Origin of the sequence: Aeromonas sp. Y289-2, from assembly GCF_027705925.1 — a bacterium.
Lineage (GTDB): Bacteria > Pseudomonadota > Gammaproteobacteria > Enterobacterales > Aeromonadaceae > Aeromonas > Aeromonas veronii.
Genome location: NZ_JAPDCH010000019.1, coordinates 31220 through 53495, shown reverse-complemented (window position 1 = coordinate 53495; position 22276 = coordinate 31220). Strand labels below are relative to the sequence as shown.

Annotated in this window: 23 protein-coding genes and 1 riboswitch; of the genes, 10 read left to right on the top strand and 13 right to left on the bottom strand. The window is 60.8% G+C overall.

The features are described from left to right. Positions 1–481: 481 nt before the first annotated feature. Positions 482–973: an RNA recognition motif domain-containing protein gene (locus OKC43_RS19930; RefSeq protein ID WP_005339200.1), complete on the top strand. Its 492-nt coding sequence runs from the start codon at positions 482–484 to the stop codon at positions 971–973. A 7-nt stretch (positions 974–980) separates the two neighbouring features. On the opposite strand, the gene murI is transcribed toward OKC43_RS19930, so the two are convergent. The 3 genes from murI to OKC43_RS19915 all read right to left on the bottom strand — a co-directional run bounded on the left by murI (position 981) and on the right by OKC43_RS19915 (position 4926). Next, complete coding sequence (murI, locus tag OKC43_RS19925) at positions 981–1784, bottom strand: glutamate racemase (protein WP_194495425.1); 804 nt, start codon at positions 1782–1784, stop codon at positions 981–983. Positions 1785–1892: 108 nt separating this feature from the next. Next, positions 1893–3758: a TonB-dependent receptor domain-containing protein gene (locus OKC43_RS19920; RefSeq protein WP_236272363.1), complete on the bottom strand. Its 1866-nt coding sequence runs from the start codon at positions 3756–3758 to the stop codon at positions 1893–1895. Between the two features lie 52 nt (positions 3759–3810). Further along, positions 3811–3988: riboswitch (cobalamin riboswitch) on the bottom strand. A gap of 35 nt (positions 3989–4023) precedes the next feature. Beyond that, entirely contained in the window at positions 4024–4926 is a 903-nt protein-coding gene (locus OKC43_RS19915) for a LysR family transcriptional regulator (RefSeq protein ID WP_107683393.1), read from the bottom strand. 109 nt (positions 4927–5035) lie between these two features. On the opposite strand from OKC43_RS19915, the gene OKC43_RS19910 reads away from it, so the two are divergent. The 4 genes from OKC43_RS19910 (at position 5036) to OKC43_RS19895 (ending at position 7963) form a co-directional block, all read left to right on the top strand. Then, complete coding sequence (locus tag OKC43_RS19910) at positions 5036–5962, top strand: sodium-dependent bicarbonate transport family permease (RefSeq protein WP_236272362.1); 927 nt, start codon at positions 5036–5038, stop codon at positions 5960–5962. A 4-nt stretch (positions 5963–5966) separates the two neighbouring features. Further along, on the top strand, positions 5967–6269 hold the full coding sequence (locus OKC43_RS19905) for a P-II family nitrogen regulator (protein WP_005321666.1): 303 nt from the start codon (positions 5967–5969) through the stop codon (positions 6267–6269). A gap of 63 nt (positions 6270–6332) precedes the next feature. Next, positions 6333–6842 (top strand): 5-(carboxyamino)imidazole ribonucleotide mutase, encoded by a 510-nt coding sequence (gene purE / locus OKC43_RS19900; protein WP_236272361.1) that lies wholly within the window; start codon positions 6333–6335, stop codon positions 6840–6842. Next, the gene (locus OKC43_RS19895; RefSeq protein WP_236272360.1) at positions 6839–7963 is read left to right on the top strand and encodes a 5-(carboxyamino)imidazole ribonucleotide synthase; all 1125 of its coding nucleotides are present in this window, start codon (positions 6839–6841) and stop codon (positions 7961–7963) included. Before purE ends, OKC43_RS19895 begins: the two co-directional genes overlap by 4 nt. A gap of 73 nt (positions 7964–8036) precedes the next feature. Here OKC43_RS19895 and OKC43_RS19890 read toward each other — a convergent pair whose 3' ends face one another. From OKC43_RS19890 to fabV, 6 genes are all read right to left on the bottom strand, one after another. Beyond that, positions 8037–9227 carry an L-lactate MFS transporter gene (locus OKC43_RS19890; protein ID WP_040069602.1) on the bottom strand — a complete coding sequence of 397 codons (1191 nt, stop codon included), beginning with the start codon at positions 9225–9227 and terminating at the stop codon, positions 8037–8039. Positions 9228–9336: 109 nt separating this feature from the next. Continuing rightward, on the bottom strand, positions 9337–10080 hold the full coding sequence (locus OKC43_RS19885; RefSeq protein WP_236272359.1) for a LytR/AlgR family response regulator transcription factor: 744 nt from the start codon (positions 10078–10080) through the stop codon (positions 9337–9339). Between the two features lie 46 nt (positions 10081–10126). Beyond that, the gene (locus OKC43_RS19880; RefSeq protein ID WP_005339222.1) at positions 10127–11800 is read right to left on the bottom strand and encodes a sensor histidine kinase; all 1674 of its coding nucleotides are present in this window, start codon (positions 11798–11800) and stop codon (positions 10127–10129) included. 71 nt (positions 11801–11871) lie between these two features. Then, positions 11872–13056 carry an NAD(P)/FAD-dependent oxidoreductase gene (locus OKC43_RS19875; protein WP_021230473.1) on the bottom strand — a complete coding sequence of 395 codons (1185 nt, stop codon included), beginning with the start codon at positions 13054–13056 and terminating at the stop codon, positions 11872–11874. 150 nt (positions 13057–13206) lie between these two features. After that, positions 13207–13731 carry a non-heme ferritin gene (gene ftnA / locus OKC43_RS19870; RefSeq protein ID WP_005339225.1) on the bottom strand — a complete coding sequence of 175 codons (525 nt, stop codon included), beginning with the start codon at positions 13729–13731 and terminating at the stop codon, positions 13207–13209. 92 nt (positions 13732–13823) lie between these two features. Continuing rightward, positions 13824–15011 carry an enoyl-ACP reductase FabV gene (fabV, locus tag OKC43_RS19865; RefSeq protein WP_236272358.1) on the bottom strand — a complete coding sequence of 396 codons (1188 nt, stop codon included), beginning with the start codon at positions 15009–15011 and terminating at the stop codon, positions 13824–13826. A 401-nt stretch (positions 15012–15412) separates the two neighbouring features. Between fabV and OKC43_RS19860 the strand changes: the two genes are divergently transcribed. Continuing rightward, a complete protein-coding gene (locus OKC43_RS19860; protein ID WP_005339229.1) occupies positions 15413–15850 on the top strand; it encodes a universal stress protein in 438 nt (145 codons plus the stop codon). 192 nt (positions 15851–16042) lie between these two features. Then, on the top strand, positions 16043–17056 hold the full coding sequence (gene trpS, locus OKC43_RS19855; protein WP_144716025.1) for a tryptophan--tRNA ligase: 1014 nt from the start codon (positions 16043–16045) through the stop codon (positions 17054–17056). Here trpS and OKC43_RS19850 read toward each other — a convergent pair. Then, on the bottom strand, positions 17035–17994 hold the full coding sequence (locus OKC43_RS19850; protein WP_005357110.1) for a LysR family transcriptional regulator: 960 nt from the start codon (positions 17992–17994) through the stop codon (positions 17035–17037). The genes trpS and OKC43_RS19850 overlap by 22 nt on opposite strands. Positions 17995–18085: 91 nt before the next feature. Here OKC43_RS19850 and OKC43_RS19845 point away from each other — a divergent pair, with 91 nt between their 5' ends. Both OKC43_RS19845 and OKC43_RS19840 read left to right on the top strand, forming a co-directional pair. Further along, the gene (locus OKC43_RS19845; protein ID WP_005357113.1) at positions 18086–18985 is read left to right on the top strand and encodes a DMT family transporter; all 900 of its coding nucleotides are present in this window, start codon (positions 18086–18088) and stop codon (positions 18983–18985) included. Continuing rightward, positions 18970–19131: a hypothetical protein gene (locus OKC43_RS19840; protein ID WP_005339236.1), complete on the top strand. Its 162-nt coding sequence runs from the start codon at positions 18970–18972 to the stop codon at positions 19129–19131. Before OKC43_RS19845 ends, OKC43_RS19840 begins: the two co-directional genes overlap by 16 nt. 124 nt (positions 19132–19255) lie before the next feature. Here the strand turns inward: OKC43_RS19840 and OKC43_RS19835 are convergent, their stop codons facing one another. Next, positions 19256–19714: a DUF6314 family protein gene (locus OKC43_RS19835; RefSeq protein ID WP_180342841.1), complete on the bottom strand. Its 459-nt coding sequence runs from the start codon at positions 19712–19714 to the stop codon at positions 19256–19258. Between the two features lie 42 nt (positions 19715–19756). On the opposite strand from OKC43_RS19835, the gene OKC43_RS19830 reads away from it, so the two are divergent. Further along, positions 19757–20611 carry a carboxylate/amino acid/amine transporter gene (locus tag OKC43_RS19830; RefSeq protein WP_139405249.1) on the top strand — a complete coding sequence of 285 codons (855 nt, stop codon included), beginning with the start codon at positions 19757–19759 and terminating at the stop codon, positions 20609–20611. 6 nt (positions 20612–20617) lie between these two features. Here the strand turns inward: OKC43_RS19830 and OKC43_RS19825 are convergent, their stop codons facing one another. Both OKC43_RS19825 and OKC43_RS19820 read right to left on the bottom strand, forming a co-directional pair. Further along, the gene (locus OKC43_RS19825) at positions 20618–21481 is read right to left on the bottom strand and encodes a GGDEF domain-containing protein (protein WP_040069586.1); all 864 of its coding nucleotides are present in this window, start codon (positions 21479–21481) and stop codon (positions 20618–20620) included. 70 nt (positions 21482–21551) lie between these two features. Further along, a complete protein-coding gene (locus OKC43_RS19820) occupies positions 21552–22265 on the bottom strand; it encodes a 3-deoxy-D-manno-octulosonic acid kinase (RefSeq protein WP_236272357.1) in 714 nt (237 codons plus the stop codon). Positions 22266–22276 lie beyond the last annotated feature (11 nt).

Genomic DNA, 22276 nt, shown 5'->3' with positions numbered 1-22276 from the left:
AGTGCCCACACAGATTGCTTGATTCAAATTGTTAAAGAGCGTCACGCTTGTCGCGTTGAGGAGGCGCATATTACGCTCCTCACTTCGAAAGTCAAGCGATTGTTTTCGCTTTTCTTTCGGCGCCCACTTCACCAGGAAGCTAGCTCATCAGTTTGGCGTGTTCCGCCGTGCTGGTAGGGGCGCATTATAGGGAGCGGCGCTGCGATGACAAGACTTTTTTTGAAGAAAATCACGAAAATTTCAAATTATTCAATTAGAAACAACTTACTCAGTGTATATATACAATGTTATCCACAATCCGGTTATTTCACTCCCATTTTAGCGTCATTTATGTCGCCTTCAGTGACCTTGGGAATGCCATACTGGAGCCGATAACCTCTCCCGAGTGGTCCATGGTAGCGCCAATCAGGAAAGCTGGTTACCATGGAGGTGAATATAGTGTTGCACCTTTTTTGCTTTCATTTACAAAAGGTCTTTTAAGATGAATTTATCCAAGTTTCCCGTATATATGCAGGCCGCAATCCTTGCTCTGGTATTGGCAGTGGTTGGCTACCTGGTTGCCCAGGCCCTGCAGTTCTCTTTGAAAGCGGAAGTGATTTTTGCAGCAGGTCTGGCCATCGGCGGTTTCGTGGTACCGCTGTTCCTGAAGCGAACCCCGGCTAATGTCGCCGAGTCGATCGCCAATCAGGAGACTTGCACCTTATATGTAGGCAACCTGCCCTATCGCGCCAATGAGATCGCAGTGCGCGAATTGTTTGCCGAACAGGGCCAGGTCATTTCCGTGCGGTTGATGAAGGACAAGGCAACCGGCAAGCGCAGAGGTTTCGGTTTCGTGGAGATGCCCGCCGCCGATGCCGCCAAGGCGATTGCCGCTTTGAATGACAAAGAGTATCAGCAGCGCACCCTCAAGGTGCGTGAAGCGAATGACAAACGTGATAAAGAGGAAAGAGAAGGTAGCGAAACTGACGCCTAACCGCTCGTCAGTACTTCACCTCTTCCAGTGATGACAGCCCCCATGCTTGCAAGGGGGCTGTCAGTTTTTGAGCCTCCCCATCCAGCCGGGTACAGTAAGCCCTGGCAATTACCTCTTCTATATGTACAGGCTGCACGGTGGCATGCCCGCCATTGTTCAGCAACCAGGCCACCCGTTTGGCAACAGCACTGCCCGAGTCAATAAGCTGGCATTGCGGCATCAGTTGCCCAATCTCTTCATTAAGTAGCGGGAAGTGAGTACAACCGAGCACCAGCGTATCCGGCTTCTCTTCCCCCTCCAGCCAGTCGGCCAATACTTCGCTCAACAACGCCATGTTGACCGGCAGGCCCGCCAGCTTGTGTTCGGCTTCTATGACCAGCTCGGTGGTGCCCTTGAGCAGCACCCGCTTGCCGGGAGCAAACTGGGCGATCAGTTCGTGGGTATAGTCACGACTCACAGTGCCTGGCGTAGCCAGCAAACCGATACAACCGTTGCGAGTCTGGGCTGCGGCGGGCTTGATGGCTGGCACCACCCCCACCACGGGAATATCCAGCGCCTCACGCAAGGCCGGCAGCGCTATGGTGCTGGCCGTGTTGCAGGCAATCACCACCAGATCGATCTGATGACGGGCCACCATGGTGGTAACCAATCGGGTGCAGGCAGCAATCAGGGCGGGCTCGCTCAATTCACCATAGGGGAAGTTGGCATTGTCGAAGCAGTAGAAATAGTTGTGTGCCGGCAGAACGCGACGGATCTCGCGGTAGATGGTCAGGCCACCCATACCGGAATCAAACACGAGAATATTGGCCACTTGAGCTCCCCTTTGGTGCAAGGCGGCGATCATACTCCCGCCTGCCGCCAATAGAAAAGGCCCTGCCAATGGCAGGGCCCCTGATTTTTCCGCTTGGCCGGGTCCGGCTTAGAGTGAGTAATCCATTGTCACGTAGTAAGCGCGCTCATCGGCAGGGTAACCCACTGCCGTCTGATAGTCCTTGTCCAGCAGGTTGTTGATCTTGCCAGATACCTTGAGCGCTGGGGTGACCTTGTAGCCGACAGCCAGATTCCACACGCTGTAGCCACCGAGTTTGGTGGTGTTAGCCACATCGCCATAGCGCTCACCCTGATAGAGCCAGCTCAAGGAACCATCAAGCTGCTGCCACTGCGCCTGAGTTACCCACTTGGCCCCTTTACGGGAGATCAGCTGCAACTGTTTATCGGTCACCTTGTCTTTGGGATCCTTGTATTCGGCAGAGACTCTATGACTCAACCAGCCGGTATCAAACTCCCCTTCCAGCTCGATCCCTTCAATGCGCGCCTTGCCAACGTTCTGTGGTGTCCACATACCCTGACTGTTGGGCGCCCACTGGATCATCTGCTCGAAATCATTGCGATAACCGGTCATACGCCACTCGACACCCGCAGTTTGACCATCCAGCATCAGCTCGCTGCTCTTCGACTCTTCCGGCTTCAGGTTGGGATTGCCAGAGCCCGGATAGTAAAGGTCATTAAAGGAGGGGGCGCGGAAACCGGTGCCATAGCGGGCGCTCAGGCGGTAATCCTCGACAAAACGCCAGCCTGCCCCGGTTTGCCAGGTGTTGTGACGACCAAACTGCTCGTTGTCATCACTGCGGCCGCTCAGCTCACCCTGCCATATCTGGTTGTCAAACTGGGCCAGGGCATAGAGGCCGGTGTTGTCGCGCTCTTTGGCATCGACCGGATACGTGGAGCCGGAGGAGCGGGAGCGATCATGCAGTCGATCACTCTGCCAATCGGCCCCGCCTCCCAGCGTCCAGCTCTCGTTCAATCTCAAGCTGTTGACCCAGTTCAGGCTGTACTGGCGGGTGTAGGTCCGGGTATTGGCCTGATCGCGCCCACTGTTGTCCTGATAGTCGTACGCATCCTGTTTGGAGAAGGCGCCACGCAACTCACTCAGATAGCGATCATCGTGATAGCGCGACCCCAGCTGATAGCTCTGGTTTTCAGTCCAGGTCTCGTTGCGCTGATGGGTGGCAGGCCCCCAGGCGGAAGCCGCAGAAGAGCGGTCGTACTGGGCGACATTGCGGAACCAGCGGGTTGTACCGAACAGATCCCAATTGCTGCCGAGCGCCTGCTGGTAGTCCAGCATGGCGTTGTAGCCCTGATGCCCGTGACGGTCACCATCGTTGATGCCGGGCAAGGGGTGTACGTTGTAACCCTCTTCATCATCAAAACCGCCAGCCACCTTGAGCTGACCCGCCTCACCTACCTGGCTGGCACTACTGAAAGCGGCCTGACGCTGTTGATGGGAACCAGCACCGATATTGAACTTGTGCTGATTTGTCCCCTTGTCGGGACGGGTAATGATGTTGATCACCCCGCCGATGGCATCAGAACCATAAATGGTGGCGCGTGGGCCACGAATGTATTCAATGCGCTCCACCTGATTGAGTGGCAGATTGTTCAGTTCGGTCATCCCGGCGGTCAGGGAGGCACTGCGCACCCCATCCACCAGCACCAGCGTCTGGGAAGAGGTGCCACCACGCACCCGCAGCGAGCTGAGCTGGCCTCGGCCACCATTGCTGACCACTTCCACACCGGGCAGGGTCTTGACCACATCGGTCACGGTCTGGGCTTGCAGGCGATCGATCTCGTCCCGGGTCACCACATTGACCGGGGCAAGCACGCTGGAGGCAGGTTGGGCGACGCGGGTAGCGGTCACCACCATGGTGGGATTGACGGGAATGGTCAGCTGCTGGGCAAACGCCGCCGTCGGCAACAGGGCAGCCGCCAGAAATTTCTTTGACATGAGAGATCCTTAAGTTCGCGTAAGTATCTACTTCGTGGCCGGTTTCTCTCGGCCCGAAATACGAACTCTGGCAGGTCTTCGGGCTCGGGGGCTGATGGCCTACGGCGACGGCTTCCCGCCTGACGGCAGTGCCCTGATGTCGCTTCGTTCCCCCTTACCGCTGCGCGCCAGCTCCGGATTCTCACCGGATTCCCTATTAAGCATGATGCGCCAAAGCGGGAGGATTATAGGCAGAGCCAAGCTGGATGTATAGCCATCCAGATTTCTATTTATTCCCCGCCAGCGCCGCCAACCGCTGCTGGGCCCCCTCCATCACTGCCTGTACCCCAGGATGGGAGAGATGGCGCCCTGCCGAGACCAGATAGTAAGAGAGCGTAACGTCGGTGAGGGTCGCAATCCGCTCCACTCCGTAGAGGCGACCAATCTCGTCAGCCATCGCCAGCGGCGCCGGGAAGATCCCCATCCCCGCCTTGCCGAACGACTTCATCAGGGTGGAGTCATCAAACTGCCCCACCAGATGGGGATGAATGCCCTGCTGGCGATACCAGGCCAGCAGCCGATCGTGGGTAGCCGATTTCTCTCCGGGGATCAGCAACGGCAACCCCTCCAACGAGGCGGGAAAGCCATCCCGCGCCCGCGCCGCCAACTCGGGACTGGCAAACAGCGCCAGCGGGCTGCGCCCCAGCTCGTGGTTATAGCCACGCACGCCGCTGTCGGGAGGAAGCGGGCGATCGATCAGCACCATGTCGAGCTTGTGGCGGGCCAGCTCGCTGAACAGCTGCTCGGCCCGCTCCTCGTGACACACCAGCCGCAACGGAGTCGCCAGCGCCATGGCGGGGGCCAGCAGCTCGAACGCCAAGGTGCGGGGTACCGAATCGGCGATCCCCACCTGCATAGTCAGCTCCTGACTAGCGTGGCGCAGGGTATGCTCCAGCTCGGCGCCGAGCGAGAAAATCGCCCCCGCCTGCTCCTGCGCCTGCCGACCCGCAGCAGTCAGCACCAGACGCCGCCCCACCCGGTTGAACAGCGCCACTCCGAGGGACTGCTCCAGCTCGGCGACCTGACCGCTGATGGTCTGCGGCGTTAAGTGCAGCTGTTCAGCAGCCTGCGTCACGCTGCCGCTGCGTGCCACATGCCAGAAGTAGTAGAGCTGTTTGTAGTTGAGCATGCCGTTCCCTATCAGTTTTTACCGAACAACTATCATTGAGAATCTGATTTTATCGAAACATTGCGGGCTCTAGCATGCAACCATTATCTGAACAGCCCTGCGAACCATCATGCTGGACGTTGTTGTACTCTTCTTTCTGTTTGGTCTGCTGGCCGGTCTGGTGCGCTCCGAGCTCAAACTGCCTCCTGCCCTCTACGACACTCTCTCCCTCTTTTTGCTGCTGGCCATCGGCCTCAAGGGCGGCATCGGTCTGGCCCAGCAATCCCTGCAGCCTCTGCTGCCGCAACTGGCGCTGGTGATCCTGCTCGGCGTGGTGCAAACCCTGCTCGGCTTTGCCGTTCTGCGCCTCAAGATGAACCGGGTCGATGCCGCTGCCACCGCAGCCCACTACGGCTCAGTCAGTGTAGCCACCTTTGCAGTCGGGGTGAACTGGCTGACCGAGCGAGGCATCAGCTTTGAATCCCAGCTCTCCATCTTCCTCGCGGTGATGGAGATCCCGGCCATTCTGGTGGGCATAGTGCTGGCCCGCGGCATCAGTCGCGAGACCCGCTGGCGCATGCTGGCCCACGAGACCTTCCTCGGCAAAGGGGTGACCCTTCTGCTCGGCGGCATGGCCATCGGCTATCTGGCCGGGCCGGATGGAATTGCTCCGCTCAAGCCGCTATTTGTCGACCTGTTCAAGGGGGCGCTGGCGCTGTTCCTGCTGGAGATGGGCCTGATCGTCGCCCGTCAGTGTCAGGATCTGCGCCGCCACGGCCTGTTCCTGCTCGGCTTCGCCCTGTTGATGCCGCTCGCTTCAGCGGGACTGGGGCTGGCGGCTGGCCAGCTGATGGGGCTCTCCCTCGGCGGCCTGACCCTGCTGGCCACCCTGGCGGCGAGCGCCTCCTATATTGCCGTGCCGGCCACCATGCGCATCGCCGTGCCTCAGGCCAACCCGGGGCTGTCCCTCAGCGCCGTACTGGGGGTCACCTTCCCGTTCAACATCATGCTGGGGATCCCGCTCTACCACAGCTGGGCCCGCCACTTCACGGAGTAGCCACATGCAGACCGAGACCCGCACCCTGCTCACCGTCATCACGGAAGCCAATCTGGAGCCGACCCTGCTGCGCACCCTCACCCGCGAGGGGCTGCGAGGCTACACCATCACAGATGCCCGCGGCCGGGGGGATCATGGCGAACGCAACGCCAGCTGGAGCGAGAGCGGCAACATCCGGCTGGAGGCCATCTGCAGCCGGGAGCAGGCGGAGCGGCTGCTGGCCCACCTGCAGAGTCGCTACTACCCCGATTACGCCATGATCGCCTTTCTGCAACCGGTCGAAATCGTGCGACCCGAGAAATTCTGAGCCGGCTTGCCGGCTCTTTTTGTTTACCAAAAGCAAACGTTTAACAGCAAGGAACCAATACACATGAACACCCCTCCCCTGATCGGCCTGGTAATGGGCTCCGACTCCGACTGGCCCGTGCTACAGGCCGCCGCCCGCATCCTCAAGGAGCACGGCGTGCCCTACGAGGCGCAAGTGGTCTCGGCCCATCGCACCCCGGATCTGCTGTTCGAGTATGCCGCCACTGCCCGCGAGCGCGGCCTGCGCGCCATCATCGCCGGGGCCGGTGGCGCTGCCCATCTGCCGGGCATGGTCGCCGCCAAGACCACTCTTCCGGTGCTGGGGGTGCCCATCCCATCACGCCATCTCAAGGGGATGGACTCCCTGCTCTCCATCGTGCAGATGCCTAAAGGGGTACCGGTCGCCACCTTCGCCATCGGCGAAGCGGGGGCTGCCAACGCCGCCCTGTTTGCGGTCTCTCTGCTCTCCGTTGCACAAGACGGCGACGCCCCCCGCTACCGGCAGCAGCTCGACGACTTCCGCACCCGCGAGCGCGCCCGGGTGCTGGCCCTCACGCTGGAGGAGCCGACATGATCCTGCCCCCCGCCACCCTCGGCATGCTGGGGGGCGGCCAGCTCGGCCGCTACTTCGTGATGGCCGCCCACCGCCTCGGCTACAAGGTGGTGGTGCTGGATCCCGACCCGGCCAGCATCGCCGGGGCCGCCGCCGATCACCATATTGTCGCCCCCTATGACGACCCGACCGCCCTGCACGAGCTGGCCAGCCGCTGCGAGGCCATCAGCTGCGAGTTCGAGAACGTGCCCGCCGCCACCCTCGCGCTGCTCGAACAACAAAAGCCGGTACGCCCGGCCGCCAGCGCGGTGCGCATCTGTCAGGATCGCCGTAAAGAGAAAGCCTTTCTGCGCGGAACCAACATCACAGTCGCCCCCTATCTGGCGCTACTGCCGGAAGAGCCTATCCCCGCACAGGCCAGTGAACTCTTACCCGCCATTCTCAAGACGGCCCGCGAAGGGTACGACGGCAAGGGGCAGTGGCAGGTGAGCAATCTGGATGAGCTGGCGAGCGCGCTGGCAGCCAGTGGCGTGCCCTGCGTGCTGGAAAAACGGCTGGCACTGGAGGGGGAGTTTGCCCTGGCCCTGGCGCGCAGTCCGGGCGGCGCCATCAGCGCCCTGCCGCTGGTACAGAACTGGCACAGCGGCGGCATCCTCGATCAGACTCGCTCCCCGGCCAATTTGCCGGCGCTGGAGAACGAAGCCAAAGGAATCGCTGAGCGACTGATTGCCGCCCTCGATTACGTCGGGGTGCTGACGGTGGAGTTCTTTCTGGTGGAGGGGCGACTGCTGGTCAACGAGCTGGCACCACGCCCCCACAACTCGGGCCATCCCAGCCTCGACAACGCCGCATGCAGCCAGTTCGAGTTGCAGGTGCGGGCCCTGTGCGATCTGCCGCTGCCGGAGCAGATCGCCGTGCGCCCCGCCCTGTTAATCAACCTGCTGGGGGATCTCTGGCAGAACGGCACGCCAGACTGGGCCGCCCTGCTGGCGCTGCCCGGCCTGCATCTGCACCTCTATGGCAAGGGCGAACCCCGCCCCGGCCGCAAGATGGGCCATATCACGGTAACCGGTGACGACTGGTCAACGGTGGAAGAGAGCTGCCGTCAGGCCCGCCAGCTGCTGGGGCTAGCGCCACGCTGATCGAGCATCGGAAATGCAAAGACCCGGGCATGGCCCGGGTCTCTGTTTTTGCTTGCTGTGGCAGGGAGACTTATCAGGCCCGCTCGACCGCTACCGGTGCCGGTAGGCGGATGGTGAGGGAGAGCACCAGCGCCACCACCAGCAACACCAGGATCAGGTGGAAGGTCGCCATAAAGCCGCCAAACAGGGAGGCCACGATGGAGCCGATGATGCTGCCCAGACCAAAGCCCAGATAGATGACGCCGTAGTTCTTGGTCAGGTTGTTGAGACCGAAGAAGTCGCTCACCAGCGAGGGGTAGACGGTGATGGTGCCGCCGAAACTGAAGGCCACACAGGCCACCGCCACGAAGAACAGGTTGGCGTTGAGCGGCACGAACAGCAGCAGCGCCATGCCCGCCAGGGTAATCAGCTGGGCAATGGTGATGACCCGGATGCGGGACATCTTGTCGGAGAGGATCCCCAGCACCAGACGGCCACCCAGGTTTGCCATGGCGATGATGGCGACGGCATTGGCAGCCACCACTGCTGGCAGACCCACCATCTTCTCGCCGATATCCTTGGCCACGCCGATGACGTAGAGGCCGCTCATGCAGGCGGTGAGGAACATCAGCGCCAGCATCCAGTACTGCGGCTTGCGCATCGCCTCGGCCAGAGTGAAGTCACGGCTCTCGCTCTGCTGCACGGAAGCGGCCTGCTTGGGCGCATCCTTCATCAGCATGCCGCCCACCAGCACCATGGACATGGCAATCAGCCCCCACAGCTGGAAGGTGGTCTCAAGGCCGGAGCTGGAGAGCAGCAGCAGGTTGATGTATTTGAAACCGAGACTGCCGAGACCATAGGCACCGATGGAGCAGGCGGAGATGAGCCCCTTGCGCTCCGGGAACCACTTCACGCAGTTGGAGAGGGTCATCAGGTAGCCGGTACCGTCGGCAAAACCGACCAGAATGCCCGCGCAGAGGTAGAGCATCGCCAGATTGCTGGCATGGGCAGTGAGGAAGAAGCCGATGCCGAGCAGCACGCCGGCACCCAGGGTCACGTTGCGCACCCCGAATCGCTCCTGCAGTTTGCCCGCCATGGAGGAGGCGACCGCCAGCGAGAGGCTGAGCAGGCCGAAGGCGAAGGCGACCTGACTCACCGGCTCGTCCAGCTTGTCAGAGAGCTGGGCGTTGAACAGGCTCCAGGTGTAGACAGAACCCAGTGCGAACTGGGTGATGATGGTACCGATCAGTGTCAGGTACCGGGTGCGGTTCATCTCTTTGGTCATGATGCGTCTCGGTCGATGGCCTTAAGGAAATTGAGGCCACTATAGGCAAGACGCAGTTCGCGCCGATCGATTAAGGCATGAAATGCAGATCGACGGGAATGAATGACAATCAGAGCCGCATCAGCTGACGGAACGCCTTGATGTTGCTGCGACTGACCGGCACCTCGAACGGCAGATCATGGAGCCGGATGAGATAGGTGCTGTTAAACCAGGGGACTATTTCGCGGATCTTGTTGATGTTGACGCAGTAGGAGCGGTGGCAACGGAAGAACCCCTCGGCAGGCAGGCGGCTGACAAACTCGCTGATGGTCATGGTCATCACGTAGCGATCATCGCGGGTATAGACATAGGTGAGCTTCTCGTCGGCTTCCGCGTAGTAGATCTGCTCGCAGGGGGTGACGATGATGCGCTCCCCCTTCACCAGATTGACGGTGCGATTGTGGGGGCTGCTCCCCTCGCCGCTCGCCTCCCCCGTGGAGGCTGGCTGCGACTTGCCCGCATGCTCGAGCTTTTGCAGCAGATTGATGAGGCGCGGCTCGTTGTAGGGCTTGAGGATGTAGTCGAACGCCTCCAGCTCGAACGCTTCCACCGCAAACTCCTTGTAGGCGGTAACGAAGACGATGTGGGGCGGATGGCTCGACTTGTGCAGGTTCTTGGCCAGCAGCAGGCCATCGATGGAGGGGATCTGGATATCCAGAAACACCACATCCACCTCGTGATCCTGCAGGTATTTGAACGCCTCCAGCCCATCCTCGAAGCTCGCCACTATCTCGATCTGGCTGTGCTGATTCACCAGATAGATCAGCTCTTCGCGAGCCAGATACTCGTCTTCCACTATGATCGCTTTCAGCATGACAACACCTCTCGCGGCACACACTTATCCTCAACCATGATGGCTCTCAGCATGGCATCGACTCCTGATCCGGCAGATAGAAACTCACTTCGGTACCCGGCTCCAGCCGCTTGAGGTGCAGGCCGTCGCCATAGAGCAGCTTGACCCGCTGATGCACGTTCATCAGGCCGATGCTGCGGCTCTCCACCCGACCGGCGGCTACCCCGTCGATCACCGCCTGACTGATGCCGTAACCGGTATCGCGCACCGATACCCGGATGCCGCCCGCCAGCTGTTTCACCTCGATAGTGACCCGGCCCGGCGCGCTGCGGGGCTGGATGCCGTGCAGGATGGCGTTTTCCACCAGCGGCTGCAACAACAGGCTCGGCACCTGAATGTGCACATCGTCCACCTCGAACACCACCTCCAGCTTGTCGCCGAAGCGGGCCTGCTCGATGGCCACGTAGTCGCGCACCTGCTGCAGCTCCTCCTGAATGTCGATGAGTTCATCCCCCTTGTTGAGGTTGTAGCGCAGATAATCCGCCAGATTGGCAATGAGCTGGCGCGCCTGCTGGGGCCGGATGCGGATCAGCGACGAGATGGCGTTGAGGGCATTGAACAGGAAGTGCGGGTTGATCTTGCTCTGCAGCGCGGTGAACTCCGCCTTGCGGGTCATCTCCTTGAGCTGCTCGATGCGCGACACCTCCATCTGGGTGGAGATGAGCTGGGAAAGGCCCACCGCCATCTCCCGCAGGGAGCTGGTGATGCTGTGGGTGCGACGGTAGTAGATCTTGAGGGTACCACTCACCGAACCGTTTTCCCGCAGCGGAATAATGATGACCGAGTGGAAATCGGAGAGGTGATACTGGCGCAGATCGTTGTTGATGATGATCTGGTCGAGCAGCACCGCCTGCTGGGTCATGCCGCTGATGGCGTGGTGCTCGTCCAGCTCGTAGTAATCCTTGCCCACCCCGACATAGGCCAGCACGTCATGGGTATCTGTGATGGCCACCGCATCGGCGCTGATGTCGCGCCGGATCACATCGCACACCTGACTGAGGGAGTGGCGATCGATGTTCTGGAAGAAGGGCAGCGTCTTGTTGGCAATATCGAGCGCCAGCTTGGCCTGCTTGGCAGCAATCAGCTCCTTCTCGTCATCCAGATCCTGCACCAGCTTGATGATAAGGCCGATGCAGAGCGCCCCGGCAATCATCGGATAGGCGATATGGTTAACGATCTCCACCCCCACTTCGTGGGGCTCGGTCAGCAGCCAGATCAGCAGCATGGTGAGCCCTTCGCACAGCATCCCCGCCAGAATGCCGTAGAGCCAGAGCCGCGACTTTCGACAGCGCAGGTGCAACCAGGTGGCGAGCAGCCCGGCGATGATGCTGGCGATAAGGCAAGGGATGGAAGTGTGACCGTCCATATCGATGAGGTAGCGGTGCAGGCCGGAGATGACCCCGGCCGGGATACCGACCCAGGGGCCAAACAGAATGCCGCCGGAGATGATGGCAATGATCCGCACGTTGATCAGCGCCCCCTCTACCGGAATGCCGGTGTAGGTACTGAACACCGCAAACAGGCCGAAGATGGAGGCCACCAGCACCAGCTCCGCCGGGGTGTGATCCCGCTTCTGGAACAGCCGCTGGAACGGCCGGGTGCGGGTCAGGAAGAAGAGGGTCATCAGCATCAGCGCCGCCCGTTCGAACACCGCCAACAACATCATCTGATTCTCAAGCATCTGCGCCCCCTTGCGGCAACCCGACCGATCTGACCAATAAATCGGGGCCGGATAAACCAGCCCCTGTGACATCAACAGTACTGACCGGCCACCCAGCCGGAGGACCAGGCCCACTGGAAGTTGTAGCCACCGAGCCAGCCGGTCACATCCACCACCTCGCCGATGAAGTAGAGGCCGGGCACCTTGCGTGCCTCCATGGTCTTGGAGGAGAGCTCGTTGGTATCGACGCCACCCAGGGTCACTTCTGCGGTGCGATACCCCTCGGTGCCGTTGGGCAGGATCTGCCAGTCACCCAGCAAATTGGCCACCGCTTCCAGCTCCCGCTCGTTGTACTGGCGCATCGGCTTGCTGACCAGCTGGTCCAGCTCCACCAGCTTGTCGACGAAGCGCTTGGGCAGCTCGCGCCCCAGCACGGTTTTCAGCTCCTGCGCCGGGTGAGCCTGCGCCCACTCGCGCAGGGCAGCCGGAATATCCAGCTCCGGCAGCAGGTTGATGTGGATCTTCTCACCCGCATGCCAGTAGGAGGAGATCTGCAGGATGACGGGGCCGGAGAGGCCGCGATGGGTGAACAGCATCGCCTCCTTGAAGCGAGTGCCATCCTCGGCGGTCACCGCCACCGGCAGGCTGATGCCCGCCAGATCGGCGAACGCCTCTTTCTCGGCCTGATGGAGGGTGAAGGGCACCAGACCGGCGCGGGTCGGCAGCACCTTGAGACCGAACTGCTCCGCCAGCTTGAAGCCATAAGGGGTCGCCCCCAGCTTGGGCATGGAGAGACCGCCGGTCGCCACCACCAGCGAGTGGCAGCCGATCTCACCCTTGCTGGTGGTCAACACAAAGCCTTCGTCCTGCTTGCTGACGGTGAGGATTTCGGTCTGGAACTGCAGGGTCACCCCGGCCCAGTCGCACTCGGTGAGCAGCACATCGACGATATCCTTGGCACTCTCGAGGCAGAACAGCTGCCCCAGGGTGCGCTCGTGATAGTTTACCCCGTGGCGATCCACCAGATCGATGAAGTCCTGCTGGGTGTAGCGGGCCAGCGCCGACTTGCTGAAGTGGGGATTCTCCGACAAGTAGGCGTGAGCGCCAGCCTGATGGTTGGTGAAGTTGCAGCGACCGCCGCCACTGATGAGGATCTTGCGGCCCGGTTTCTTGGCATTGTCGAGCACCAGCACGGAGCGGCCCCGATAGCCCGCCTGCGCCGCACACATCAATCCGGCCGCACCGGCCCCGATCACCACCACATCGACCTGCTTCATCATCACTCACTTATCAAAATAGAAACGGCACCTGGCCAGAACCGAGATTGCCTCTGGCGGAACAGAACCATAGTGGCTGCCCACCAGAATAAACAACGGCCCTTAAAAGGGCCGTTATTGTACTGGCTGAACACTAAGTGTCCACGACTATCAGGCGTTGCTGTCCATGATGCTGGCAGGGGCGCCCTTGGCCAGTTCGGCCAGCTCCTTGTCGATGAAGTAGAGGCCTTTGCCATCTTCACCCACCAGACCCAGACGGTCGACGATGCTCTTGAACAGCTTCTCCTCTTCATGCTGCTCGGCCACATACCACTGCAGGAAGTTGAAGGTGGAGTAGTCCTGAGTAGTGAAGGCCACGTGAGCCAGACCATTGATGCACTTGGTGATGTGATACTCGTGCTCCAGGGTGGTACGGAACACGTCGCCCAGCGACTTGAACTCGTGGGGAGGGGCATCGATGGCGCCCAGCTTGGGCATGGCGCCGGTCTCGCTCACGTAGGTGAACAGACGCTCCATGTGCTGGCGCTCCTCGACCGCGTGCTGACGCAGGAAGGTCGCCGCCCCCTCAAAGCCCTTGTCTTCGCACCAGGCGCTCATCTGCAGATAGAGATTGGAGGAGTAGAACTCCAGGTTAATCTGCTCGTTCAACTTCTCGATCATGGCTTGTGCCAGCATCTTGTTTCTCCTCAGTGATTTGGTATCGATTGTCGCCACACTCCCGCCGCGAATCAACCCGCCAACGAGAGGGAGATCCCGTTTCTTTCAGCTCAGGGGGTCAGCTCGCCAAGGGAGGCGACATCCACCGGCGCCGCATAATCGACGCCCGGCAGCTCGAAGCCGTTGAGCTGCATAAAATCCTGCCGCAGCCCGGCAAAGTCCCCCAGGGCGTGAAAATTGTCCGGCGTTACCTTGGGCCAGAGCGCCGAGACGGCGGCCTGAATGGCGGGGTCGAGCTCGTGGTCATCCATCCGGATCAGCCGGTTGCCATCGGCCACCACCCCATTGGGCCCGTACATCTTGGCGGCAAACAGTCGCTGCATCTGCTCGATGCAGCCTTCGTGCACACCGCGCTCCTTCATCACCCCCATCAGCAAGCCGAGATAGACCGGCAGCACCGGAATATAGGCGCTCGCCTTGGTTACCAGCGCCTTGCAGACCGATACCCAGGCGTAACCGCCAATCTCGGCCAGCTGCAGGTTGATGGTCTCGGCGGAGGCGTGCAGATGCTCCTTGGCATAACCGATGGAGCCATCGCGATAGAGGGGATAGGTGGACTCGGGGCCGATATAGGAGTAAGCCACGGTTTGCGCGCCGGGCGCGAGACAGTCGGCCTGCTGCAACGCCTGCATCCAGAGCTGCCAATCCTCGCCCCCCATCACGGTGACGGTGTCGCGGATCTCCTCCGGCGTGGCGGGCGCCAGCGACTGCTGCACCAAGGTATCGCGTTCCAGATCCAATCCCCAACCGCTGAACGGCTGGCCGGTGGTCTTGAGCACCGAACGCACCTGCGTGCCATCGGGCAGCACCCGGATGCCACTCGCCAGCGAATAGATCACCAGATCCACCTGCCCAAGCTGCTGGCGGATGGTATCGATGGCCTGCTGGCGCATCCCGTCGGAGAAGGCATCGCCAATCAGGTTGATGGCGATACGCCCCTCCTGCTCCGCCTCCTTGCGAAACCAGATGTTGTTGTACCAACCGGCGCTACCCAATCCTTTGTCGGAAGGGCCGCGCTCAAACGAGATGCCGATGGTGTCGGCACCAGCCCCAAAGGCGAGCGCAATGCGCGATGCCAGCCCAAACCCGGAGGAGGCCCCCAGCACCAGCACCCGCCTGGGCCCATTGAACGGGCCCGCGGCCTTGATGCGTTCGATCTGCTGCTGCACGGCGGCGCGACAGCCGATAGGGTGACAGTTGCGGGCAACACAACCTTGAATCTGGGGATGAATGATCATGGGAAGGCCTCCAAAGAAACTGGCTACAGCATAACCAAATCGAAAGAGATTAACTTGATGCCGGATCGCTATCAGTCAGAAAAGCCGCGGGAATTGAGGCAGAAAAACAAAAGGGAGCACGTGGCTCCCCAAAGCGGTATTCAGATGCTTTTTGTTGTTTTGTGTTCATTGCGAAGCACGGGCCCATCCTATGCCTCTCCCCCCAGATCGGCAAGCCGAGGGGTGTGACCGGCGTCAAACTCTTGTTTAATTTATAGGCAAATAGTGGTTAATAACTGAGTGGCTGACCCTGTGTCACACGCCATTAAACTCATTTAAATCCCAAAACTGTGCCTGAGGCACCATTTTAGTTTCAGCAGAGATTGGTATAGTGGGCTGAAGGATCGGTAAGGAGAACCCCCATGAGTGGAACAACCTATTACAAGCACATTCTGGCTGCGATCGACCTCTCTGAAGACAACCGCAAGGTAATCGACAAGGCGGTGGACAGAGCCCGCTCCAACGGCGCCAAGCTGTCGGTTATCCATGTCGATGTGGACCTCAAGGATCTCTACACCGAGATGATCGATATCGACATCGACAACGTGCAGGATCAGGTGATCGCCGAAGCGAAAGAGAAGCTGGAGGCATTTCTGGCCTCGGTGGACTATCCCATCGAGAAGAAGCTGGTGATCTGCGGCGATCTGAGCGAGCGGGTCAATCAGGCGGTCAAGGAGTACGAGATCGACCTGCTGGTGTGCGGCCATCGCCAGAGCTTCTGGAGCCTGCTCACCTCCAGCGCCCGTCAGCTGATGAATACGGTGCCCTGCGATCTGCTGGTCGTCCCCTTGCAGAAGTAATGAAACCGGCGTAGTTTGATTTGCTATGAACATGACCGCATTCAATCACAACTACTGGTGGTGCTGCTCTTAAACAGGCGGCACCGCGTTTCTATTGTAAATTTCCCAAAGAAAACACCGTGACCGCCGAGAGGCGGTCAGCTGTTTTTATCCCTTTGTCGCCTCCCGGCTCACCCAACTGGAGAGAGTGACATGCACAACCCCGTAATCCTGACTGGCGATCGTCCCACCGGCAAACTGCACATCGGCCACTATGTCGGCTCCCTGCGCCAGCGCGTCGACGCCCAGCACCACTACCGTCAATTCGTGATGATCGCCGATCTGCAGGCGCTGACCGACAACGGCCACAACCCGGCCAAGGTGACCGACAATGTGCTGGAGGTAATGGCAGACTATCTGGCGGTCGGCCTCGACCCGGCCAAGACCACCTTCTGTTTGCAAAGCGCCCTGCCCGCCCTCGCCGAACTCACCTGCTACTACCTCAATCTGGTCAGCGTCGCCCGGCTGGAGCGCAACCCCACCGTCAAGGCAGAGATCCAGCAAAAAGGGTTCGAACGCACGCTGCCAGCCGGTTTTCTGGTCTATCCGGTGAGTCAGGCCGCCGACATCACCGCCTTTCGCGCCAGCCATGTGCCGGTCGGGGAAGATCAGCTGCCGATGCTGGAGCAGACCAACGAAATCGTCCGCCGCTTCAACTCACTGGTAGGCAAAGAGGTGCTGACCGAGTGCCAGCCGATCCTGAGCGACACTGGCCGCCTGCCCGGCATCGACGGCAAGGCCAAGATGTCCAAATCCCTCGGCAACACCATAGAACTCGGCATGTCGGCGGAAGAGGTCAAACAGGCGGTGTTCGCCATGTATACCGACCCCAACCACCTCAAGGTGAGCGATCCGGGTCAGGTGGAGGGAAATACGGTGTTCGCCTATCTCGATGCTTTCCACCCCGACAAGGCGCTGGTCGCCGAGATGAAGGCCCACTACCGACGCGGTGGACTGGGGGACATGCGCTGCAAACAGGTGCTCAATGACTGCCTGCAAACCCTGCTCGCCCCGATGCGGGAGCGCCGTGCCGCAGCCATCGCCGACAAGAAGATGCTGCTGGAGCTGCTCTATCAGGGCACCGAGCAGGCTCGCATCATCACCGATGAGGTATTGGCGGAGGTGAAAAGCGCCATGGGGCTCGACTACTTCGCCAGCATCCGCTGAGCGGGAGTACCGAGTGCATCGTCGCCATAGAGGTCGAACACCAGCTGGTGCAGCAGGCTCTTGAACCAGCCGATCGCCTCGTCATGGGCGGTCAGCGGGTGCCCCGCCATCAGGTAGACGATGGGGATGGCGGGGTCGAGCTGGTGCATCCGCAGCGGGTAGTAGCGGCAGAAGTGGCGTCCGATCATCTCGGGCACCACCACCAGATAGCGGCCGGTCGCCATCAGCGGCGGCACCGCCATAAAGCTCGGCAACCGCACGCCCAGCTCCCGCTCCACCCCGAAACGGGCCAGCCAGAGCTCCACCATCGCCTGACTGTGACCCCAGCTGGAGGTGTGGATGTGGGGGCGGCTCACCAGCTCGACCGGGGTCAGCACATCGGGCAACTCGCTACCGAGTGGCGACAGGCAGACCAGCGGGTTGTTGAACCACTCCTCCCGCCACAAGCGGGGTGAGAGGTGATTCGCCCCGGCGAAACCGATCACCAGATCCAGCTCCCCCTTCTCCAGCTCCCGCTCGTAGTCGCTGTCGGCCAGCTCGCACACCTCAAGCCGACAGTGAGGGGCCTGCCGATGGAGCCTCTCCACCAGCACCGGCACCAGCCCGTGCTCCACTGAGCCCGGGGTGGCGATGCGGAAAATCCGCCGCGCAGTAGCTGGATCAAACCCCTTGGCCTGCCGCAATCCCTGCTCCAGCATCGCCAGCGCCTGGCGCACCGGCCCGGCAAGCGCCTTGGCCCGCTCGGTCGGCATCATCTCGCGCCGACTCATCACGAACAGCGGGTCATCCAGCGCCACTCGCAGCCGCCCCAAGGCGTGACTGACGGTGGATTGGGAGAGATGCAGCCGTTCGGCGGCACGGGTGACATTGCGTTCCTGCATCAGCATGTCGAATACGGCGAGCAGGTTGAGGTCAAGACGGGCGAGCGAGCTATCCATCGATATTAGCCATAGTTAAATGCCAACAATTCATTTTTACCATAGTAACAGATTGCCTAGAATGCGCTGGCTTAATACATCGGAGATTCAAATGCGTAGCTATCTGTTATTGCTGGCCATTGGCCTGCTGTGGGGTTCCCAATTCATTTTCATGCACCAGGCCGTTGCCGAGTTGCCCCCCATTCTGGTGGCTGCCGGTCGTGCCCTGTGCGGCAGCCTGACCCTGGGTCTGCTCTGCCTGTTCATGCGGCTCAAGAGTGAGCACACCCCGTGGCGCACCTATATGCTGATCGCCCTGCTGGATGCCACCATCCCCTTCATCATGGTCGCCTGGGGCCAACAGTATGTGGATAGCGCAATCGCCGCCGTGGTCATGGGTTGTATCCCGTTTGTGACCATTCTGGCTGCACCGCTGTTTATTTCTGGTGAAAGAATCACCAAAACCGGTCTGCTTTCCGTGATCATCGGCTTTGCCGGTGTACTCACCCTGTTCTGGCCGAAACTCTCCCAGGGCATGAACGCCGGTCTGCTCGGTGCCATGGCCATCCTGCTGGGTGCCAGCTGCTTCGCCATCGGCCTGCTGATGATCAAGCGCTTCGCCAAGGACCATCCGGTCGTGGTCGCCCGCAATATCCTGATCTCCTCGGCAATCCAGTTGCTGCTGGTCGCTCCCTTCATGGTTGATCTCGGCAGCCTGACCCTGCCGAGCACCCAGGCCCTGAGCGCGATTACCGTGCTGGGTACCCTCTGTACCGGTCTGGTCTACTTCCTCTACATGGCGCTGATCCAGAAGGCCGGCCCGACGTTCGCCTCCTTCAGCAACTATCTGGTACCGCTGTTCGGCGTGATGCTGGGTGCCCTGTTCCTCGGCGAGCAGATCCACCCCACCACCGGCGTGGCCCTGGCCCTGATCCTCGGCTCGGTCGCCATGAACCAGTGGGCGCAACAGCGTCGCATGCAGCGCGAGGTCTCCCTATGTCAGGCATCCTGACCACACTGTGCGGTGGTCTGGTACTGATTGCCGGCTGGCAGTATCGCCAGCGGCTGGCCGGGATCCTGGGCTTGCTGATGGTACTGCTGCCCTGGTTCTTCGATAGCAAGCTGCAAGCCATGCTGAGCTATGCCCTGAATGCCTGAAGTCCATCTCTGAATGTGTGACGAGAGTCTATCTCTCCTGTTTTTGGGACTGTTTTAAAAAACCTCCGATTTGTCCCCCGCTACCGGCGCTCTGCGCCGGTTTTTTTATGCCTGCCAGCCGGCGTCAGACCAGATAGCGATAGCTGAGTCGCTCGTTCTTGCGCGGCCCGGTGATCTGCCAGCTCAGTAGAAAACCGCCGTCTATCTCGGTCAACTCGGCGCTGTAGTGATCCGCCCCGCACATATGGGGCTCGGCGGTCAGCCAGCGGCCATCCCCCTGCGGCAGCAGCTCGAACAGTTCGACCGGCGCTTGATAACGCAGATGGGAGAGACGGATCCCCCGTTCGCTGCGCTGCCACCAGAAGCAGTTGTGCATGGCGAGCTCCCTGCCATGAGGCGTGATGTAACGGCCCTGCTCGTTAAACAGCCAGCCTCCCTGATGAGCGGTCACCTGCACACGCCCCTCGCCCCGACCACTCCAGTCGGTCGCCGACCCCTCGCCATTGCTGGCGGTAAAGGAAAATGCTCCGACCTGTGGCAATCGCGCCCATAAACGCTGGATTGCCGCTTCCATCTCGGCCATCATAGCCCCCTCAAAATTGACAACTGACGATAAATCAAACACATGAACTACTTGATAGGGGTCACCCTGCTCTGGTCATTCTCCTTCAGCCTGATCGGGGTCTACCTCGCTGGTCAGGTCGATGCCTACTTCTCGGTGCTGACCCGCATCGCCCTCGCCAGTCTGGTGTTTCTCCCCTTCCTGCGCCGCCGCTGGCTGCGCCCCGATCTGGCGGCCAAGCTGATGGCGCTGGGCGCCATCCAGCTCGGCATCATGTATCTCTTCTACTACCACTCCTTCCTGCTGCTGACGGTGCCGGAAGTGCTGGTCTTTACCATCTTCACCCCCATCTACGTCACCCTGCTGCACGACCTGCTGGAAGGGCGCTTCAAGCCCACCTATCTGTGGGGCGCCCTGCTGGCGGTGCTCGGGGCTGCCGTCATCCGTTTCGACGGCCTGACCGAAAGTTATGTGCTGGGATTTCTGGTGGTGCAGGGGGCCAACCTCTGTTTCGCCCTGGGTCAAGTGGGCTACAAGGTACTGCTGGCACGGGAGGCGGAGCAACCGCCGCAAATGGCGGTGTTCGGCTGCTTCTATCTGGGAGCGCTGGCGATCGCATTGCCCGCCTGGTGGCTGCTGGGCAAGCCGCAATACCCAACGTCAGGGTTGCAGTGGGGCATTCTGCTCTGGTTGGGGGTGGGTGCCTCCGGCCTCGGCTACTTCCTCTGGAACAAGGGGGCGACGCTGGTCACCAGCGGGGTGCTGGCCATCATGAACAATGCGCTCATTCCGGCCGGCTTGCTGGTCAATCTGCTGCTCTGGGGCAAGGATACCGACCTGACCCGACTGACCATCGGCGGCCTGCTGATGCTGGCCTCGCTCTGGATCTGCCAGCGTGACAAGCGCGGCCAACCCTGACCACACTCAGCCGACGACGGTGTTGTGCTCCCGTCTGGCCTGACTGTGACAGCTGGCCAGCCGGGCCAGCAGATGATCGAGCTGCTCGCCAGCCTGACTCTGCACCAGCCCGATGCTGACGGTGACCGGCCGCTGTGACAGCAGGCTGGCATCGGCAATCTCGAGGCGCAGCCGCTCGGCGATCTCCAGCGCACTCATCCGCTCGGTCTGGGAGAGCATCAGGATAAAACCGTCCTCATCCCAGCGGGCGAAGGGATCTTCCCGCCGCAGCTCGTGGCGCACGATACGCGCCAGCTTGGCCAGCATGGCGTCGCAAGCCGCTTCACCAAACAACTGCTGGATTTTGGCCATGTGATCGACCGAAAACTGCAGCAGACTGAAAGTGCCGCTCTCGGTCGCCAGCCGCTCTTCAAGCAGTTGCTCGAAACGGCCACGGCTCTCCAGTCCGGTCAGCGGATCGGTGCCATGTCGCTCCTCCACCAGCACGGCAGCGGGATCGAGGTGACGGACAACCCCCAGCAGATACCCCCGCTCATCGCGACGCATCCGCTCTTCCAGCCGGATGTAGTGACCGTGATGATGCAGAATGCGGTATTCGAGGCGCAGACCGCTGCTGCGGCCGCTCTGGCAGGCGAGCAGGGCATCCTCCAGCCGGGCAACATCGTCGGGATGAACCCGATCCAGCCAGCCGAGATCATCCGGCCAGCACTCTCCCAATCCCAACAGGCGCAGGCAGGAGGGATCACGCTGCAGTCCATGTTGGGCTGACCAGCTCCAGATCCCCGCCTCCAGCAGCGCCATGGCATCAGACAGCAGACCCGGATCAAGCCGGGCAGTCACATCGACCAAAGGTGTCTTGAGCATTTCCATGGGGCGCCTCGAAACAGGATCTGAATACCTGCTCAATAAGTAACATTGGCGTTCACGCCGAGCAACAGGGTCAGAGTGCTTTTCCCTGATACCCGTTCATCAAGGTCTGCCAGTTCTCCGGTACGAAGTGGAAACTGGTATGCAGTTGAGACTCTTTATTGAATGAACGGAGCAAGCGTTCCAGATTGGCCTTCTGCCATTCGCCGGGGGAGCGGATCGCACCCTTGTCAAAATCGATCACCCACACCTTGCCCTCTTTATCGAGCAGCAGGTTGTGGCTGTTGAGATCGGCGTGATAGACCCCGGCATCGTGCAGCTGGCGCACCGTCTGGCCTATCTTGTGCCATACCTCGGTCGCCACCGACCCCTGCTTGAGCAGCGCCACCATATCCTTGGCACCGCGAATTCGCTCAATCAGGATATCGGCACGATAGAATGGGCCCTGTTTGACCATGCGGGCACCAAACGGACGCGGCACCGGCAACCCCAGCTCACACAGCTTGGCCAGCAGGGTGTATTCGGCCATGGCACGGCTCGACTCGACCCCTTCGAACCAGAAGCGATCCCGCACCACCTTGCCCACCATGCCGCCGCGATAGTAGTGGCGCAGCACCAGATGGCGGGACTCATCCTTGACGAACCAGGTCACTCCCCGTCCGATGGAGGTCCCCACCACCTGACGGTTGTTCTGCCACCAGGCAGGATCGAATAACTGGGGAGAGGGGTCGCGAAAGGCCCCTTCGGCATACCAGCAGATCTGGTTGTGTTCGGTCTGTACTCGCATCGTGGAGATCC